Origin of the sequence: Salipiger abyssi, assembly GCF_017311415.1 — a bacterium.
Lineage (GTDB): Bacteria > Pseudomonadota > Alphaproteobacteria > Rhodobacterales > Rhodobacteraceae > Salipiger > Salipiger abyssi_A.
This window is the reverse complement of record NZ_JAEKIS010000017.1, coordinates 1-16,934: the sequence shown is the minus strand read 5'-3', so window position 1 is coordinate 16,934 and position 16,934 is coordinate 1. Positions and strand designations below refer to the sequence as shown.

General features: G+C 61.7%; 20 protein-coding genes. 2 read left to right on the top strand and 18 right to left on the bottom strand.

All coding sequences use genetic code 11. The features are described 5' to 3' along the window. The first annotated feature begins 14 nt into the window (after positions 1-14). Positions 15-290, top strand: coding sequence for a WGR domain-containing protein (locus I6N89_RS19440; protein WP_038069583.1), 276 nt, complete (start codon positions 15-17; stop codon positions 288-290). A gap of 229 nt (positions 291-519) precedes the next feature. Here I6N89_RS19440 and I6N89_RS19435 read toward each other — a convergent pair whose 3' ends face one another. The 17 genes from I6N89_RS19435 to I6N89_RS19355 form a co-directional block, all read right to left on the bottom strand. Then, positions 520-807 (bottom strand): DCL family protein, encoded by a 288-nt coding sequence (locus I6N89_RS19435; protein WP_038069582.1) that lies wholly within the window; start codon positions 805-807, stop codon positions 520-522. A gap of 18 nt (positions 808-825) precedes the next feature. After that, on the bottom strand, positions 826-3,447 hold the full coding sequence (locus I6N89_RS19430; RefSeq protein WP_038069580.1) for a DEAD/DEAH box helicase: 2,622 nt from the start codon (positions 3,445-3,447) through the stop codon (positions 826-828). Further along, positions 3,444-4,301: a DUF1837 domain-containing protein gene (locus tag I6N89_RS19425; RefSeq protein ID WP_248642603.1), complete on the bottom strand. Its 858-nt coding sequence runs from the start codon at positions 4,299-4,301 to the stop codon at positions 3,444-3,446. The genes I6N89_RS19430 and I6N89_RS19425 overlap by 4 nt, the downstream gene beginning before the upstream one ends. Positions 4,302-4,664: 363 nt before the next feature. Next, entirely contained in the window at positions 4,665-5,645 is a 981-nt protein-coding gene (locus tag I6N89_RS19420; protein WP_038069577.1) for an ATPase, T2SS/T4P/T4SS family, read from the bottom strand. Continuing rightward, positions 5,645-7,069 (bottom strand): TrbI/VirB10 family protein, encoded by a 1,425-nt coding sequence (locus I6N89_RS19415; RefSeq protein WP_038069576.1) that lies wholly within the window; start codon positions 7,067-7,069, stop codon positions 5,645-5,647. Before I6N89_RS19415 ends, I6N89_RS19420 begins: the two co-directional genes overlap by 1 nt. Before the next feature lie 2 nt (positions 7,070-7,071). Beyond that, the gene (locus I6N89_RS19410; RefSeq protein WP_038069575.1) at positions 7,072-7,794 is read right to left on the bottom strand and encodes a TrbG/VirB9 family P-type conjugative transfer protein; all 723 of its coding nucleotides are present in this window, start codon (positions 7,792-7,794) and stop codon (positions 7,072-7,074) included. A 5-nt stretch (positions 7,795-7,799) separates the two neighbouring features. Then, positions 7,800-8,480 (bottom strand): virB8 family protein, encoded by a 681-nt coding sequence (locus I6N89_RS19405; RefSeq protein ID WP_038069573.1) that lies wholly within the window; start codon positions 8,478-8,480, stop codon positions 7,800-7,802. Positions 8,481-8,497: 17 nt separating this feature from the next. Further along, positions 8,498-9,511, bottom strand: coding sequence for a type IV secretion system protein (locus tag I6N89_RS19400; RefSeq protein ID WP_038069572.1), 1,014 nt, complete (start codon positions 9,509-9,511; stop codon positions 8,498-8,500). Then, the gene (locus I6N89_RS19395) at positions 9,512-9,937 is read right to left on the bottom strand and encodes a hypothetical protein (RefSeq protein ID WP_081856412.1); all 426 of its coding nucleotides are present in this window, start codon (positions 9,935-9,937) and stop codon (positions 9,512-9,514) included. It lies immediately after the preceding gene. A gap of 8 nt (positions 9,938-9,945) precedes the next feature. Continuing rightward, on the bottom strand, positions 9,946-10,713 hold the full coding sequence (locus tag I6N89_RS19390; RefSeq protein ID WP_038069570.1) for a type IV secretion system protein: 768 nt from the start codon (positions 10,711-10,713) through the stop codon (positions 9,946-9,948). Further along, complete coding sequence (locus I6N89_RS19385) at positions 10,710-11,822, bottom strand: lytic transglycosylase domain-containing protein (protein WP_038069568.1); 1,113 nt, start codon at positions 11,820-11,822, stop codon at positions 10,710-10,712. Before I6N89_RS19385 ends, I6N89_RS19390 begins: the two co-directional genes overlap by 4 nt. Next, a complete protein-coding gene (locus I6N89_RS19380; protein ID WP_038069564.1) occupies positions 11,819-12,028 on the bottom strand; it encodes a hypothetical protein in 210 nt (69 codons plus the stop codon). Before I6N89_RS19380 ends, I6N89_RS19385 begins: the two co-directional genes overlap by 4 nt. After that, on the bottom strand, positions 12,025-14,418 hold the full coding sequence (locus I6N89_RS19375) for a type IV secretion system protein B4 (protein WP_207020149.1): 2,394 nt from the start codon (positions 14,416-14,418) through the stop codon (positions 12,025-12,027). Before I6N89_RS19375 ends, I6N89_RS19380 begins: the two co-directional genes overlap by 4 nt. Next, positions 14,393-14,671 carry a type IV secretion system protein VirB3 gene (locus I6N89_RS19370; RefSeq protein ID WP_038070148.1) on the bottom strand — a complete coding sequence of 93 codons (279 nt, stop codon included), beginning with the start codon at positions 14,669-14,671 and terminating at the stop codon, positions 14,393-14,395. Before I6N89_RS19370 ends, I6N89_RS19375 begins: the two co-directional genes overlap by 26 nt. Positions 14,672-14,686: 15 nt before the next feature. After that, the gene (locus I6N89_RS19365; RefSeq protein ID WP_038070146.1) at positions 14,687-14,968 is read right to left on the bottom strand and encodes a TrbC/VirB2 family protein; all 282 of its coding nucleotides are present in this window, start codon (positions 14,966-14,968) and stop codon (positions 14,687-14,689) included. Positions 14,969-14,984: 16 nt separating this feature from the next. Next, positions 14,985-15,662 (bottom strand): lytic transglycosylase domain-containing protein, encoded by a 678-nt coding sequence (locus tag I6N89_RS19360; protein ID WP_236016733.1) that lies wholly within the window; start codon positions 15,660-15,662, stop codon positions 14,985-14,987. Further along, positions 15,622-15,936: a hypothetical protein gene (locus I6N89_RS19355; protein ID WP_008335576.1), complete on the bottom strand. Its 315-nt coding sequence runs from the start codon at positions 15,934-15,936 to the stop codon at positions 15,622-15,624. The genes I6N89_RS19360 and I6N89_RS19355 overlap by 41 nt, the downstream gene beginning before the upstream one ends. Before the next feature lie 132 nt (positions 15,937-16,068). On the opposite strand from I6N89_RS19355, the gene I6N89_RS19350 reads away from it, so the two are divergent. After that, entirely contained in the window at positions 16,069-16,647 is a 579-nt protein-coding gene (locus I6N89_RS19350; RefSeq protein ID WP_038070142.1) for a hypothetical protein, read from the top strand. Positions 16,648-16,846: 199 nt separating this feature from the next. Here the strand turns inward: I6N89_RS19350 and I6N89_RS19345 are convergent. Then, positions 16,847-16,934 (bottom strand): transposase domain-containing protein (locus I6N89_RS19345; protein ID WP_207018952.1); only part of this gene is annotated, 88 nt, incomplete at its 5' end.

Below are 16,934 nucleotides of genomic sequence, written 5' to 3'. Positions count from 1 at the left end.
AAGGATTGCCCAATATGTTGGATACAATGCAGCAAATGGAAGTGTTCCCGACGACGGTCGATCTCAAGCGGATCGACCCGTCTCTCAACATGCGGCGCTTCTATCGAATGAGCGTTCAGCCAGACCTGTTTGGCGGTGCATGCCTCGTGCGGGAATGGGGCCGTATCGGGTTTCGAGGCCAGATGCTAATCGAACTGCATGATGACGAGGGCAAGGCTGTCACGGCGCTCATGAAGCTCCATGCTACCAAAAAGCGGCGAGGGTATAGGGCGGCTGTCGCGCAGAACTAAGATTGAATTTTAGAGAAGAAGATTTCGCATAGCATGTATTTCGCGTTTGTTTTCGGCAACCGGCTCCTCCACCTTTCGGCGGTCCAGAATCCGTAGGCAGCTTAAGACCAACCGGGCCCAGTCATGGTTGGATCAGAGCCCAGTGGCAGGTCACCGCACCCCAGGAAGTGCATAAACTCGAATACGAGCCAATTACTGAGCGATAGCGATGGCAGCTCTGTGTCGATAATCAGTAACACGCCCGAAAGGAGAATTTTTCTGTCGTTCCATCGACGCGGTTGACCCAGAAGCAGCGCGTTCCGTAATCCGCCGTTCTTACACTGAAGCTTTCAATTCCCGGGCCGATCTTTTCGGTGGCTTCGGGATGCATATGCATGAGATGCGTGAGTATTTCGGCGTCTTTACTGGTTACCTTGTCACCCAGTTCATATTTGTACAGCATATCCCTAAAAAAGTCGTTTGCGTCTCCTTTCCTCGCGAATGAGAGCGATCCGATCTCTACTGGCTTTGCGGGCATAATCGCTTCCTCTCTACTCTATTCGCTGAATTCGTGGCCCGCTTCCGGATCATCAAGGCCCGATACCTGCAGCGTTTCCCTGACGATAAGGTTAGGCAGGTCCATTCCGGCGAAATTCGGGCCATGCTCATTAATCCAGGCCAGGCAACCTTCCTTGTCCAGATCGTCGCGCGCAATCTTCTCATACAAGGCCACCGCAGACATGCGGGAAAGCCCTAGTTCCATTAATGAGAGAAGCGTGATGCTGGAGACGCCAAACTCAAGCGCTATCCCGATGTCAAAGTCTTCATCAATCAGGTCCTCGCGCTCGGCTTCAGTCAAGAACAGGCGGAGGACATCCATATAGGCGGAAATATACTTCGGTGCCTTGAATCTTGCTGTCTCTTCCACCATGCTCATCGTTTCGCGAATGAGCACTGGAAGCTTGAACGATCTGTTGTTTCGCTGCTGATACTCTATACGCTTCCTGATAATTGCAGCCAAAGACAATCCTTTCAGCCACTCGACAACCACGAGCGCGTGCAGGGGAATGAGACTGTCCGGCAGAAAGACAGGATACAAATTCGCGTTAATCCGTCGCATCACGGTGACGTACCTGTCGTACGCATCGACGCTTTCCGAAGGCGCGAGCAGCAGATTTTCGATATTGCCTTCGTACTTTCGAAAAGCTTCCAGCAAACGCTGCAGGCCCACCGCGCTGACGCCTGGATGTCGGACTAGAACATCCTGCGTAATATTGATCAGCGCCGAAATACCTTCGAGGCTTCTATCGAGTTTCCGGAGCGTATCTGGAGAATGCCGCTTCGCAAATGCGGCATCGGAAAGCGTACCAAGACGAATATAGGTATTGAGGAGATAAGCCCCGACCTGTTCGAATTCTTCACCTTGCGCAAGATCGGCCAAAGAGTCGATGTTTCTGTTCTCAAGATACGCAGCCAGTTCATCGGTGGAAGATATAACGACGTCAGTCTCTCTCTTGATCGGGTAGCGTGAGCGCTTCGGCACGCCGACGGGCCATGCTTTCTCATCCTTTGGATCGATACAGATGATATTGCCTTGGAATTCGTTTCCCCAGCGACCGGCCCGTCCCGCGAGGTTCCAGAAGTCGTGCGGCTCCATCGGGTTCCCACGGCCCTTCCGGGGACCGCGCACAACGATGGTCCTGCAAGAGAGATTTACTCCCTCAATCAGCGTCGAGGTGCAGGCAAGAAATCTTATCTTGCCGTCGCGGAACAGCCTCTCAATCTCGGTGCGGATGAGAGAGGGCATGTTTCCATAGTGAAAAGCGACACCACGTTCGACCAGCGGCGCGAGCTGATAATTACGGTGGACCCCTTTGCGGGCCAGATCAGCCAGGTCCAGCAATTCCTGATCATCTGTCTTCTCCGAGCCTTCCAACTGGCTGATAAGGAGCGCGACGTCCTCCGCTTCAGCCGCGCCGTTGCAGTAAACCAGTGTGCCGCCGCGACCGCCTGCCGCCGCTGCGATGAACGCCAGTCTTTTTTTCAGGCCCGCAGGCTTGTTCGACAGTTTAAGCGTGCCCAGTGGTATGGGTGAATCGCCCCAGACAAGGTCCAGCGACCACTCCTTGGGCTTCCGAGGCACTTGCTCGGCTAGGATCACGTTCTGCAGAACGGTTGGCATATCGGTATTGACCGACGTTTTTGGCATATCGTTCGGCGCATCCTCAAGCAGTTCTCCGGGATTTTGTGTCGAAGGACTTACAAACACGACCTTCATCATCGGGTTCTGCCGAGACACCCGCTCGATTGCATCCTGCAGTATTACACCGCGCTGATTGTCTCCGATCTTGTGTGCTTCATCAACAATGAGAAGGTCTACACTGAAGTCCTCCCCGAGAAGATTGACAAGCAGGTGCAAACGCTCCTGCGTGAATACGAAGACGGCTTTCTTGTCTCCCGTCGTGGATGAGAAATAAACTTCCGTCAGCGGTAGCGACGTGATCTCGATGCCGGTGTCCGACTGACATAGCTCCTTCAGACTGAGTTCAATCTCACTCACCAAAGCCCGGGTTGGGGCCAGGTAAACGGCGATCTTTGTCTTGCTTGTGCGAACGTGATCGAGCAGCCACTGCAAAACGAGGTAAGTTTTTCCGGACGCGGTTGGCGCGGACGCTGAAAGCCAGCCCGCGCCGGAAGAGGCGCCCGCCCATAGTTCTCTCTGAAAATCGTTTACGCCTATCCATTTTCCGCTCGATTCAAGGAGTATTGAGTCCTCGAAACGTCTTCTGTTGGCTTCAAGGCGCATCGACACGCCCAGTCTGCCCTCAAGATCGGGAGCGATCCGGTTTCGCCGTATTGCCAGCTCGACGGACCTGCGATTGGACAGCTTTTCGAGGAGGACAGCCCCCGCATCCCGCACTTCCGGCGAAGTTTCGAGTGTGACGGCAGCGGTTGCGATCCGCAGCGCCGCCTCCTGATGCGTTCGTTCGGTTGATCTGGCCAAAAGGCTTCCGGCCAAAAGAAGCTGCTGCCAGTCAAAGCTATTCTTTGGGTCAGCGGATTCATGGATTGCGTCCAGATTTGTTATCTCGGTCGCCACTGTGATCTGAGTCAACCTGATAATATCATCACGAAGCGCCTCACCCGTCAGCCAATCAAAGAGTTCGGTATCTTTCATTTTTTGATACCCAGCGCCTTAAGGAACGATGCGCGAAACCCATCCGCCGAAGGCACTGGCACGCAGAAAAACTGGATGTCGAATTTGTCGAGTTTCTCCACCGATAGTCTGTTCTTTACATTCTTCACCCATTTTTCCATTTCGTCATTCGCCGCCTTCAGGATGTCCTCCCCGATGCCTTTTGCATCATCTTTCGGATAGAAATCCGCATCGAAGGCGATAAGCGCGATCCCGCAATATTCGACCCTGTTCGATAGCGGTGAGGTTCGGTCGAAATACTTCCGGAATGCGGCCGTAAGTTCCGGATCACTGAGATCGGCCTTGTCGCTGAGGAGCACGAGATCCCGCTCGCGATCAGCGCGTTCGTGGTCCGTCTCCACGAGCAAAGGGGCAAGTGACGCAAGGCAATCTCTTATGGCCGCTGTAGGGTCGCCATAAACCTTTGACTCGCCCCAGAAAAGTTTGAGAAGGCCGTTTTCGTTTACGGAAGCATAGACGCCGTCCGCACCATGATAGTGCATGTGAGAGTCGGTCTTCAGGTCCATCTTACAGAGCACCTGAGGAACCTTGAGAAAGCGCTCTGCGAGTAGGAAGAGCAGCATCTCGCCGCCTTCGCCAGTATTGGCAAGGTCCGTAAAGGTGCCGATTGCCTCGTGGTGCAGGGCTGCAACCGCGCTTCCGGACTTGAATCTGGCGTCCCGCGCCCGCGCATCATCCAACCGCGATTTCGGGACGGCATAATCGATAATTGAGTTGCGCATAAATTCCGCAAGGCGCTCCGGCTTGACGCGTCCGTTCCCATCCACAGTCAGGCAATGACAGTGGAGACGGGCCACGCAATCTTTCAAGAGCACGTCCCGTTGAACAAGCTGGAGATGAACACCCAACTCTTCTGGATCGCCCGAAACTATATTAACCAAGTCTTCTGGAAGTACTGGAGTCAGTGGTCGCCTCCTTTCGTTTTAGGGTGGTTGTGCCGACCCCGCTGCTGCTCGCATAGAGAGTATCATATGTAATTCCGATAGTTAGGTTTTTCTTCGCGCTGCGGTCAAAGAGACTGTGCGACATTCCTTCAATGACCCAAGGTCCGGAGTGTCACCGCTGCCCGTTGCTAATACGTCAGATATCGCCTTATGGCGTGACCGCTACACTTCGCCTTGCGGACGTCCAGTTCAGCGTTGCAAACGGCTGCATTGCGCCGTCTATGTCGGTAGTTTTCACGACCCCGGCAAGTAGAACTCCGTGATCCCCCGCTTCCCCTCCGCGCGACCGAGTTGGACGATCACATCGATGGATTTCCGGATGTACTCGCGCACCTCGGCGAAGGTCAGCGGTGTGCCAGCCTGCAGCACCATGATCGCAAGCCGGTCGATCGCGAGTTCCGCGGTTTCGGCGTGGATGGTCGAGACCGATCCGCCATGGCCGGTGTTGATCGCCTCGAGATAGGTCAGGGCCTCGGCGCCGCGCAGCTCGCCGACGATGATCCGATCGGGGCGCATTCGGAGGGAGGCCTGCAGGAGGGCGTTAGCGCTGCGCTGCGAGCCGGCACCGCGGTCGGCCAGGAGGGCGACGGTGTTCGGCTGGCCGGGGAAGAGCTCAAAGGCGTCTTCAATGGTGATCAACCGTTCGTGCTCGCTCACGTAGGTCAGAAGGTGGCGAGCGAAGGTGGTCTTGCCGGTCGAAGTGCCGCCGCTGATGAGGACGTTGAGCCGTGCCTCGACCAGGGTCTGTAGGGCAGCTTCGAGGTTCTCTTCGGCGAGACTGGCAATGCTTTTCATCTTCTTGGCCCGGAGCGCATCGAGCGAGACGGCTTTGCCGAAGAGATAGGCCGGGACGTAATCCCTGACGCTGCCCGAGGCGAAAAGGCGGATGGTGATCGAGGCACCGCGGTCGATGGCGGGCGGCACGGCGACCTGGACCCGGAGTGGCCGGCCCGCATATTCTACCTTGCCGGAGACGAGGGGGTTCTTTTCAGAGACGCGGGCCTTGGCGTCGCCGACGATGGTCTGGGCCATGTTGAGGGCGGTAGTCCGGTCCACGGTCTGGCCTTCGTGGCGCATGGTGGCGTCGCCCGCGGCCTCGAGCCAGACCTTGCCGTCCGGGTTGATCGCGATCTCGACCACGTCGTCGCGCCGCAGAAGGTCGCGGAACGGGTCGAGATAACGCTCGAGGTAGGAGGCTGGCGACGCCTGATCCATCAGTAAATCACCACATCCCGGTCCACCAGCACGGTGACCGAGGCACCCTGATCGACATAGATCGTCGGGGCGATCGAAACCTGATCGGCGATGACCGAGCCGACCGCATCCTGAAGATCGCTGCCGACATCGCCCAGGACGATGCTGGTCGTCTCGTTATTGGCACTTTCCGCCGCTACCGCGGGCGCCGCTCCGATCACGGAAATCAGCGCCGCGCCGCCGAAGCGCTCGGCGAACTTCGTGTCGACGAGGCCTGTCAGGCCGGAGCGACCGAGCCGGTCTCCGCCCACAGCGGCGATTTCCATTGAGGTGCCGTCCGGTGTCAGGACGCGGGTCCAGAGGATCAGGATGCGCTTCTGATGCATCTCGATCCCTGAGCGGTATTGGCCAAAAAGGCGGGAGCCACGTGGAATCAGGATCCGGTCCCCGGAAAATGCTGGGACCGGTTCGGAGACGACCGCCACGACAGACCCGGGCAGGTCGCTGTTGATGGCGGTCTGGAGCGCCGCCTGGATGACGGACCCTTGGGTCAGCGTGCGTTCCGGGTAAGCGAGGCGGGCAGCCTCCTGCACTTCGAGCGGCCGCGCGCTCTGCAGGAACCGCTCATTGCCCGAAAGGACTGGCCCCCCTGTGCCCGTGGCGGCAGGATCGGCGACCGCCGCGCCACTTTGGCCGCCGCGAGGACCGTCGGCATAGACCACGGCGGGGGATTTGATCTGCGCGGTCAGAAGCTCTTCGGCGACCCGCTCAGCCTCGCGCTGGCGCTGCTCCTCTTCCTGCCGGCGGCGTTCTTCTAGCAGGCGCTGATCAGCAATCAGCCCCTCGCGGTCCAGTTCGGCCTCGAGCCCCTCGCGCTGCGCCCGTTCGGCATCGAGCATGGCCTGCAGCCCCTCGATACGGGTCTCGGTCTGGCGCTGCAGGTTGGCAAGCTCGGCCTCTTTCTCCGCGATAAGTGCTTCCAGTGCGGTCTTCTGCTCGTCGAAGGCCTCGCGCAGATCCGCCACCGCGGACTGGATCTCTGAATTCCGCGCGGCCTGGCTGGCGGCGAGGGCCTCGCGGAGCTTGGCGATCTCGGCCAACACCTCGGCGCTTGGCTCCGGGGCAGGGGCCTCAGGCACATCGAGCGCTTCCTCGACGGCGATCAGCGCGTCATTGACCCGTTGCTCGGTCTCGTCAGGCGGGAACTCCAGCCGTCCGCCGGTGCCGGGGCGTCGGTCCTGGAAGGTCTCGACATCGGAAGTCTCAAGCGCGCTGTCACCCTCCTGCAGACCAGTGGCCAGGAAATACGCCACCCCGGCGCCGCCGAGGGCAAGGGCGGCCGCCAGTGCGCCGACCCCGAGGCTGTTGCCGCGGCGTTTGGATTTGCCACGCTGGTTGAACTGGTCGAGGCGGTTCTGAAGATCGGGAGGGTTTTGATCGGCCATGGTCAGTTGCTCACATAGATTGCGCTCTCGTCGCGCATCGCACAGATTGCCTCGTCGCCGATGCGCAGCGTCCAGTAGGTGTTCATCCCGAGCACACGGACGGTGTTGCCTGCCTGCGTCCAGTTCACCGTGCGCTCACGGCCTTGGTCATCGGCCTTGAAGAGGGCGGGCTGGCGGGCGTTTTCCGGGAAGACGAAGTAGGTATAGCGCCCGTCGTCATAGATATGGCTGGGGCGGAAATCGCCCTCGCCCGAGACGCGGTAGTTGTAGTTGCGCGGCGCCTCGAACCCTTTGGGCTGGGAGGCGGCCGCAGCGCGGCGTTCCTCGTCGGGGTAGCGGAAGCGGACTTCGAAGAACATCCCGGTGCGGTTCGGGATCGAGCCTTCGCGCAGGTGGAAGGAATAGGTGCGTCGGTTGGTGATCACCGTCATGTTGGTGGAGGCATTGGCCACATGCGGTTTGATCGTGAGCACATTGCCAAGCTCGGGGATCGGATCGACCTGGAAGCTTTCGGTGTCGCCCACAATCACCGCCTCGAAGCGTTCCCCCGCCCCGAAATGAATCGTCGTCGAATGCCTGAGATCGGTCTCGATCCGGTAGACCTGATTTTCATTGTAGACGGCGGTGCGGATGCGGATGTCGAGCGGACCGCCCTGGGGCGTGGCCTCTGCAAACGCGGCAACAGGGAGGGCAAGCGCCAGGAGTAGCGCGGGCAGGGATTTCATGGGGGTCAGTTCTCCAGGGTCTCGGCGTCGACGCGGTAGGAGGTCACCACGAAGCCCAAGGGGTTTGCCCAGACGTCCTGAAGGCGCTGGCGAGTTTCGGGTTGGAAGTCGTAGCCGACGGTGGCGACGTACGGCCTGGTCACGGTGCGGGTGTCGCGGGGACGGCGGAGCGTGCGGGTGAAGCGGACCTGCGCCACGCCGCGCTCGATCTGGTTGACGGACTTGATGACCACCTCGATCTTGGCGTCGCGCCCGTAAACGGTGATCGGGTAGTCTTCGTTGGTGGAGGACCAGAGATCGCGCAGCGTGCGGGCGGCATCGCCATCCGAACGATCGAGGACCGAGTTGATGCGCTGCTCGCCATCGGTCAGGTCATAGGTCTCGCGGTCATCGACATAGGCCACGAGGTTCGCCTGGATGATCGCGTCGCTCTCGGACAGCGACAGCGCCTGCACGGCGGCGACCCGGTCCATCTCGCCGGTTTCCTTGTCGACCACGACCACGAAGGTCTCGGTGGATTTGAGGGGAAAGAGGCTCGCGCCCGCGACCATGCCGGCGACGCCGACCAGCACGCCGGCGGCTGCCACGAACCAGGCGAAGCGCTCGCGCCGCCTTGGCCCGTAGATGAAATCCGCCTCGAATGCGTCGCGGTCGTGGTTTGCGGAACTGGTTACAGTCTTCGTCAAAGTCGTCGTCTTTCACATCAGGGTTTGCGGAAGGCCTTGGCGGCGGAGAGAAGCGCGCCGGGGCTCTGCCGGATCATCTCGCCGGTCTTCACCACGCCCGCATTGGCCATCTGGTTCAGCTCGTGGGGGGATTTGCCGGTGACGAGGCGCGAGGCGGCACCCGTGCCGTACTCCCGCGTGTTCACGAAACCCTGGCGCGCAAGGCCGGTCAGGCCCACGGCATTCGAGGCAATGCCGACGACGCCGGTGAGGTTGGAGGCGATGTAGGGCACCGAGGCCATGATCCCGGCGCTGAGGATCAGGATCACGAGGAAGGGCAGGATGAGGCTGACGGTTTCGACATCGCCGGGATCGGCGGAGGCATCCCCGATGGCCTCTGCGATGGCGACGATGATGCCCGCAGCGCCTGCGGCAGCGACGGGCATGAGCGCATAGCCGATGGTGGCACGGGTCCAGGCCTCGAAGAGCGACTGGGTCGGCTTGAAGAGCGAGGTCACGATCATGAAGGGGGCGATCACGATCATCAGTGCAAAGACGATGCGGGCGAAGGCGATGATGCCGGCGGTGACGGCGGCGAAGACGGCGGAGAGAACGAAGAAGATGGCGCCCAGCACCGCGCCGAAGACCCAGCCCGCGCGGTCGCCGATCGTATCGCCATAGGCGGTGATGCGGGCGACCATGTTGTCGAGGCTCTCATAGACCCCGGCCTCGTCACCCGAGCCGGTGAGCGCCAGGATCGAGGCGCCCACGGAGTCGGGGACGTCCGTGACGATGCCATAGATGACGCTGAAGTTGTCCCAGCTCTGCGCGAAGATCCCGACCAGTGCCACCTTCATCCCGAAGGCAAAGCCGGTGCCGAAGGGCAGGGGGCGGAGTTGCATCACGGCGTTGATCCCCAGGAGGACGAGGAGGAGGGTCGCACCTGCCGAGATGACATTGCCGACCGAGGCTGCGGAAGAGACAAACCCGTCCTGCGCCACGGTGTTCACAGCGGCGTCGACCTGGCTCAGGATGTCGCGAATAACGCCCATCTATTCCGCACAGGCCTCCACAACTTGCGCCTCGAGCGCGTCGGCCTTGGCATAGAGCTCGAGCACGTTGAAGGGCAGGCGCGGATTGTCCGAAGTTTGGAACCTGGGCAGGGCGTCATGTGCCTGATCCCAGGTGTAGTCGTCCAGCAGGCAGGTGCAGGTTTCCGAGGCGAGCGCCTCCTCGGCAATCAGGATGCGCAGGATCGCGCGGTAGCCGTTGCGAAGGTAAGCCGTTTCGGCCAGATCGGCGGGTGGTTTTGGGACCCGGCAGGCGTCGGCTTCGTCCCGCGCGATGGCCATCGAGCTGAAGGGTGTGTCAACGGACGGATCCGTATTCGGGGTCTGGGCCAGCGCGCTACAGGGCAGGGCAGCCAAGACAAGCGCTGCGATACCAAGCGCCCGAACTGGAACCAAGCTGTGGGTCATGGACGTTCTCATGGATCCACCGCCATCGAGCGGAACTTGCGCTCATCCGCGAGAGTCGCGGCATCGACGACACCGAGCTGGCCGGCACTGACGCCTTGCGCCGCTTCCAGCCGCCAGATCTGGGTCAGGATGATGCCGAGCTCGGCGGTCACGCGGGTATTGAGATCGACGGCAGCCTTCAGCCCGTCCTGATCGTCGATGAGCCCGACCATGGTCTCGAGCCGTTCGAGGCTTTGACCGGCCTCCTCGTGGCTTTCCTGCGCGGCAACCGAGAGCATGGCGCTGGCCCCGGCCGAGGTGGCGATGCGGTTGTCGGCGGGTTGATCAGAGCCCGAGAGCGTGCTCAGGCGTTCCGACGTAAAGCCGCTGCCCGACAGCAAGCGCTCGACCGAGGCCGAAAGCTCGGCGCCGGGATTGAAGCCGCTCAGGAAATCGCCGCTCGCCAGCGATTGCGCGGTGTTGAGCGGAGCGACCAGCTTGCCGCGGAGTGCTCGGAACTCCTCGACCGTGGCGAAAAGCTCGCCCAGCCCACTGCCTTGGATCAGCGAGGTTAGTTGCGCTTCGAGGTTCGTCAGTTGCGACAGCTGGGTTTCCAACTCCAGCCGCATGGTGGCGAGCTGCTGCATCTGAACGTTCAGGTCCTCCGCCATGTGTTCGAGCTGCGCCACGAGCTGGCCAAGCTGCGAGCCATCGAAGGTTGGCACGCCCTGGGCCGAGGCGGGCAACGGAAGCCCGAGTGTGGTGACCGCCGCTGCGGTCAGGAGAAGATGTCTCATTCGGGAACTCCCATCTGCATGAAGTCGCGCTCGGTCAGCCGGTCGGCGACGAGGTGCTGCGCATAGGCCGCCTCGCGCTGCTGGTTTGCGGCCATCAGCCGGACGCGGAGGTTGAGGATGCGGCCGATCTCGGCCTTGGCGTAGGTGTTGAGTTCCCAGGCCGCCTTGGCATTGGGCTGAGCATCGATCTGCAGGATGATCGCGCGCAGGCGATTGATGACCTGTTCGGTGGTCGCCGAACTGTCGGCCGCGTAATAGACGCCCGCCTCGGAGATGCTGGCATATTCGGCGAGCGCAAAGTCCGAAGGCGAGAGTGTGCCGAGCGCGTCGGCACCACCCACCACGGCGAGGTATTCGTTGTAGAACTTCGAGATGTTACGCACATAGCCTTGCGTCTCGGCGAAGGGCGGCACGCCACCGTACTCGATCACGCGGCCGGGCCCCGCGTTATAGGCTGCGAGCGCATGGGGGATGTTGCCGAAACGGTTGAGTTGAGTGGTGATATAGCGCGCGCCGCCGCGCAGGTTGTCCTTCACATTGTACCGGTCGACGCCGAGATCGGAGGCGGTGCCGGGCATGAGCTGGGTCAGACCATAAGCCCCGACTGGGCTTTGTGCTGTGACGTTGAAGCGGCTCTCCTGCTTGATCAGGGCCTGGAAGAGGCAGCGCCACTGGGTGGCCGAGAGCCCGGCGCGGGCCACACCCGGCGCGCCTGCGAATTCACCTGCCACCTCGACGATCATCATCTCGACCGTCTCGCGGCCCTCACCGAAGAGGCGGCTGTTCATCGGGCTTGGATCGGTGTTCGGGTAGACCGCCGCCACCCCAAAATCCGCGTTGCCCTCGAGCGCGCGGATATCGAAGCCGGGACCAGTGATGGCCGCCGTCATCTCCTCGAGGACGCGAAGCTGATCGGCCTGCACGTCCGCCAGGGTCGACTCTGTCCGATCCTTGTCCTGCTGGACGCCCAGATCCTCTGCGAGCGCCGTCACCCGCGCGATGGCACGACCGATCGCGGAATTGTCCTGCGTCGGCACGCCCTGGGGATGCGCGGGCAAAGCGCTGAGGCCGAGGCAGAACCCGGCGGATATGAACGCGGCGCGGCTCATTCCGGACGGGGCAGGGGTTCGAAGGTGCAGTCGGGCTTGGCCGTTGCGTGAGCCGGTGCGCCCATGGTCGAGAAGGAGAGGGTCGAGCGCGTCACCTGCGGCTCGCCATTGCGTCCGAAGCAGGGCGAGGTTTTCTCGGTGTATTTCTCGCAAGCCGAGAGGACGCCAACGGCGGCGCAAAGCGCGAGGAGAGGTTTCGAATTCATATCACATGTCTCCAGAAATCAGGATTGGCGCGCCAATCGGCGGGAACGCGGGCCTCGCCGGTGGCGCCGCCGCCAAGGATGGGGAGGAGGTCGCCCAAGGCAGAGAGATCGGCATCGACGAAGACGCTGTCGCCCGCCGAGCGGACAAGGGCGATGCGCTGGCCGATGGTGGGCTGGACAAGGAGGGCGGCCTCCTTGGCGTTGACGCGGAGGAAGTCGTAGTCGGAGACAGTGGCACGATCGTTCGGGAAGAGGATTTGGGTTGGCACTGTCTCGACGATGGTCTTGCCGACGCGGCTGTCGCGCAGCTGGCTCGGATACTGCGTCATCATGATCACGACGCAGTTCATTTTCCGAAGCGTGACCAGCCAGTTTTCCAACCGTGCCCCGAAATAGGGATCGTCCAAGAGCTTCCAGGCCTCGTCGAGCACGATGATGGTGGGACGGCGATCTTCGACCACGCGTTCGATCTGGCGGAAGATATAGGAGAGCACCGCCATCCGCTCGGTGGTCATGTCGAGGATCTCGGTCATGTCGAAGCCGATGATGTCGGAGGCCAGTTCAAGCCCGGCACCATGTTCCGGCTCGTCGAAGACCCAGCCATAGCGCCCACCCGGGGCCCATTCGGCGACGCGGGACTGCAGCTCGCCGTTGTCATCAAGCGACTGAAACAGCGTCTCGAAACTCGCGAAGCGCCGGAGCGAGCCCTCGGCATGGGCATTTTGCGAGACCGCGCTTTGGATATGGCGGGATTGCTCGCCCGTGAGGGTTCCATTGCGTGTGAGAAGTGTCGCAAGCCAATCCGAGAGCCAGGCGCGCCCACGCTCATCGATCTCGGTATCAAGGGGATTCAGGCCGGACGGCACCCCGGCACGGACTTCGTTGTAGCGGCCACCCAAGGCGCGAACGGCCATCTCTAACCCGCGATCCTTGTCGAAGAAGAAAAGCCGCGCGCCGACCCGCTGCGCCTGTGCCGCGAGGAAGGCGGTGGTGAGCGTCTTGCCGGTGCCGGTGCGGCCTAGGACGAGGGTGTGGCCAACGGTCGGTTCCTTGCCGGGACTGCCCGTCTCGTGGAAATTGAAACGATAGCCCGAGGTGCCGACCGTCGGCAGGACCGAGATGGTCTGGCCCCAGGGCGACTGGTCCGGAACACGCCCCTCGACGCTGCCATGGAGGGCTGCGAAATCCGCGAAGTTGATCGAGGAGATCGGCGTCTTGCGCGCACGGTAGCCGAAGTTGCCCGGACTCTGCGCGAAATACGTCGCCTTCAGCGCCATGTTCTCGCGCACGATCACCGACATGATCTCCTGGCCTACGCGCTTGACCTGGGCGGCGGCGCGTTCGAGCGTGTCGCGGTCCGGCGCATAGACCGCGATGGAAAGGTGATGATCGCCAAAGGCGATGCGCCCCGCCTCCTGATCGTCGGCGGCTTGGCCAAGCTGCTCGCGCAGGGAGACGGCGGCATCGTCTGAGGCGTGCATCTGGCGGATGATCCGCTGGATGCGCTCGGCCATGATATTGTTCGGGATCGGGCTGAAGGAGTTCGTCAGCACGATGTCGAGCGGCAGGTCGAGCGCATCGAGCAGCGTCACATCTGTCAACGCCGGATAGGTCTTCATCGAGAAGAGCGCGCCGTATTTTACCCGGCCGGTCACGGCATCGGTCAGGGTGACGACGTCGCCGTCAATGGTGGCGCGGCAATTGCTCAGGGTGTGCGAGAGGGGCAGGGCGCTTTGCCCGAAGGCGATGGGGGAGAATGCCCCAGCGTTCAGCGTATTGAGATAGCCCAGCCATTCGCCGCCCGCCTTGGTGAGCCTGACCGGGTTGGCGGAAGCGAGGGCCACCTCGAAGAAGCCCATGACCTCGTTCAGCTCCTGCATGCGCGTCGCGCGGTCCTTGAACCAGGCCTTGCGGGCCAGCGCCCGCAGAAGCGGAATGCGGGCGGAGATGTCGGGGCGCCGGATGACGCTGAGGTAGAGCTGGCGCTTGGCCGGGCGCAGGTCTTTGACATGGGCCTGCCAGCGCGCATCGATTGCGGCTGCGAAACTGTCCCCCTCGATCGCGCGCATCCCAAGATCCTGCGGGACCGAGATGCGGTGGATGTAGAAGCCAAAGGCATTGCCGGTCTGGGCGACGATGGCGGCGACCGCGCGTTTGAGCGCATCGAGCCGGGCATCTTCCGTAGTCATCGGGTTCAGACCATTAAGGCGCAGGGTCGCCAAGAGATCGCCTTCGCGCAGGACCATGACATCGTCATCCGCGAGCGCGAAATAAGGCAGATGCTCCGCGAGATAGCTTTCCCGCGCAAACGCCCCGCCGCCAACCTGAAGGAGTGCCGTTCCGTGAGTGGAAAGTGTGCCCGCATCAAGCGCCAAAGCTGTCGCCTCCATGCAGGGCCCGGTTCTTCGTCGGGCGCACCGATCCATAGGAGACGCGCAGCACCTCGAAAAAATGCGGCTCTCGGTCGGCGACGAACCAGAGGATCGGGTAGGCGACGAGCCCGATCAGGAAAAAGACCATCGACTTCGTCCAGATGAACGGCAGAACGACCCCAGTCGCCAGAACCACGAGGTATCCGACAGGGAGACCCAGATACTTGGGCGGACGGGCGAGGCCCAGAAAAAGGGGGGATCGTTCTGCCACTGCTCTACTCGGTTCTCAGGAGAAGCCGTCAACGATGGTGCCGGCCGAGAAGATCAGCACGATCCCGATGATGACCGAGGCGAACCAGCCCCAGTTCAGCCGCCCCATCATGCACATGAAACCGGTGCCGATGACGGCGAGTGTGGCGACCGCGATCCCGATCGGACCGGTCAGCGCGGCCTCGACGGTTTCCAGCATGGTCTGGATCGGTGACAAGTCTTGCGCGAGAGCGGGCGTTGCGAAAGCCGCCAGGGTTGTGGTGGCAGGCAAGAGGCGGCTGAGGCGATGTCGAAGCATGCGAAGTTCCCTTGTTTTACTGGAGATCGATGAGGGCGGGCGCGCGAGCAGGCACGCGGGTCGAGACACGGACGTTTGGCGCGGAAACGGATGTGCTCGCCAGCCGGGACCGGATCCGGTGGATGCGCGCGATGTAGTCGCGGGTCTCGGTGAAGGGGGGGATGCCGGAATATTCGTCCACCCTGTGCGGCCCGGCGTTGTAGGCTGCCAGTGCGAGGTCGATGTCCTTGAACGTGGCGAGCTGGGCGAGCAGGTAGCGCGCGGCGCCGTCGAGGTTCTGGGAGGGATCGCGCGGGTCGACTCCGAGGCTGCGGGCCGTGTCTGGCATCAGCTGGCCGAGACCATAGGCGCCCTTGGGGCTGACGGCAGTTGGGTTGTAGCTGCTTTCGGCCTCGACCAGTGCTCGGAACAGGAACTGCCAGTCGTCGGCACTCAGACCAGCTAGGCGCAGGGCACGGTTCCGCTGGTGGCGGACGGCAGTTGTCCGGATCAGGGAGAGGATGCCGTCGCGACTGGAAGGCGGCGTGGCGTCCAGCGAGGCCAGAACGACTTCGGCCTCAGTGCTATCATCCAGCCCTGCCCAGGCAGGTCGTTCGCCATGAAAGGTCCAGCCAGAAGTCCGGGCCGTGCCGTCGCGGCCGAAGGCGATGACGTCAGCCGCGCTCCTCGAGGGTGATGCTGTAATCAGGACCAAAGCGCAGATCGCGCCCGTCACCGAACTCGAGATGATGTTTGAAGAGCCCCGGCCATATGTTGAAATACCGCGGCTCGGGCCCGTGCGGAGTGATCCGGGTCGAGACAAGAATAGCTTCCGGCTCGCCCTCGCGCAGGTAGATGCACTGGTAGCGCGGCTTGCCATCGTCCGTGAACCCCACGAGTTCATACCGGCAGCGGAACGCGATGCCCTTCTCGGACAGGTCTTTGACACCATCGATGGTGATCAGGATCTGGTTGCGCGCTATCGGCATGTTCGGACTCTCCCGTTGAGAGCCCTTCTACTTCACGACACTAAGGCCATAAAGTCATATGGAGTCAATACGACATATTGCAGAAAAATACAAATTGCACGATAGTTGCCGCAACTTTTGCGGGAGAGCGATATGAGACGACAGGCGATGGCAGCTGCGTTCGGAGTGATGGCGGTGTTCGGAGCCCCTGAGAAGGCGCAAGCTTATGACATCGACTGCGCCATCATGCTCTGCATGGCCGGCGGTTTCCCCCCGAGCGCGGTCTGTGCACGGGCCTATCGCACGATGATTCGCCGGATCACGCCCTGGCCGAGCCTGCCGCCCTTCGGGGTCTGCACCTTTGCCCATGTGCCGGTCGAGCTGGGCGGGCCCGGCGGAGAGGGTGAGCTCGACACCAACCTGCCGGAATACGAATGGCTGAACCGGACCCATGTGATCTGGTTCACCGGGCGCTCCTACGAGCCGCGCGACGAACCGCGCCAGTGGGACTGGTCGATCCGCTCCTGCGATCGCGAGAACCGGACTTGTCGGTATATCCAACGGGTCTACGGATCCCACACGCCCTGGCCCTCGACATTCACCTCGGAAAGCGGGCAGGAGATTGCCTACCCAAGCGGTGGCGGCCTTTGGCAGTTCTACTCCCGCAGCATCATGGTCGAATTCGGTGACTACGAGGGCAACATGGGCCACTCGGAGTGGTTTTCTTACTGATCTTCGCTGCCTGGCAGTGTGAGTGACACCGGCCGTAGGATGACACGCGTGGCATCGTAACTGTTCGGATCAACCAACTGGCGCCGGCTCACTGATCCATCGTTCCAACGGTAGTCGGTAAACACATGTGTTTCCTGCGTTCCGTCGATGATTAACCCTTCCTGAAAGGTAACCGACCGGTTGATACCGTCGCCTGATCCTACGACTTCCAGTTCCACGGGAGCAGTTCGTCGAGGCGGTTGATCTTGTGATCGTGGATACGGTCGAGGACATCAGCAAGCCACGCT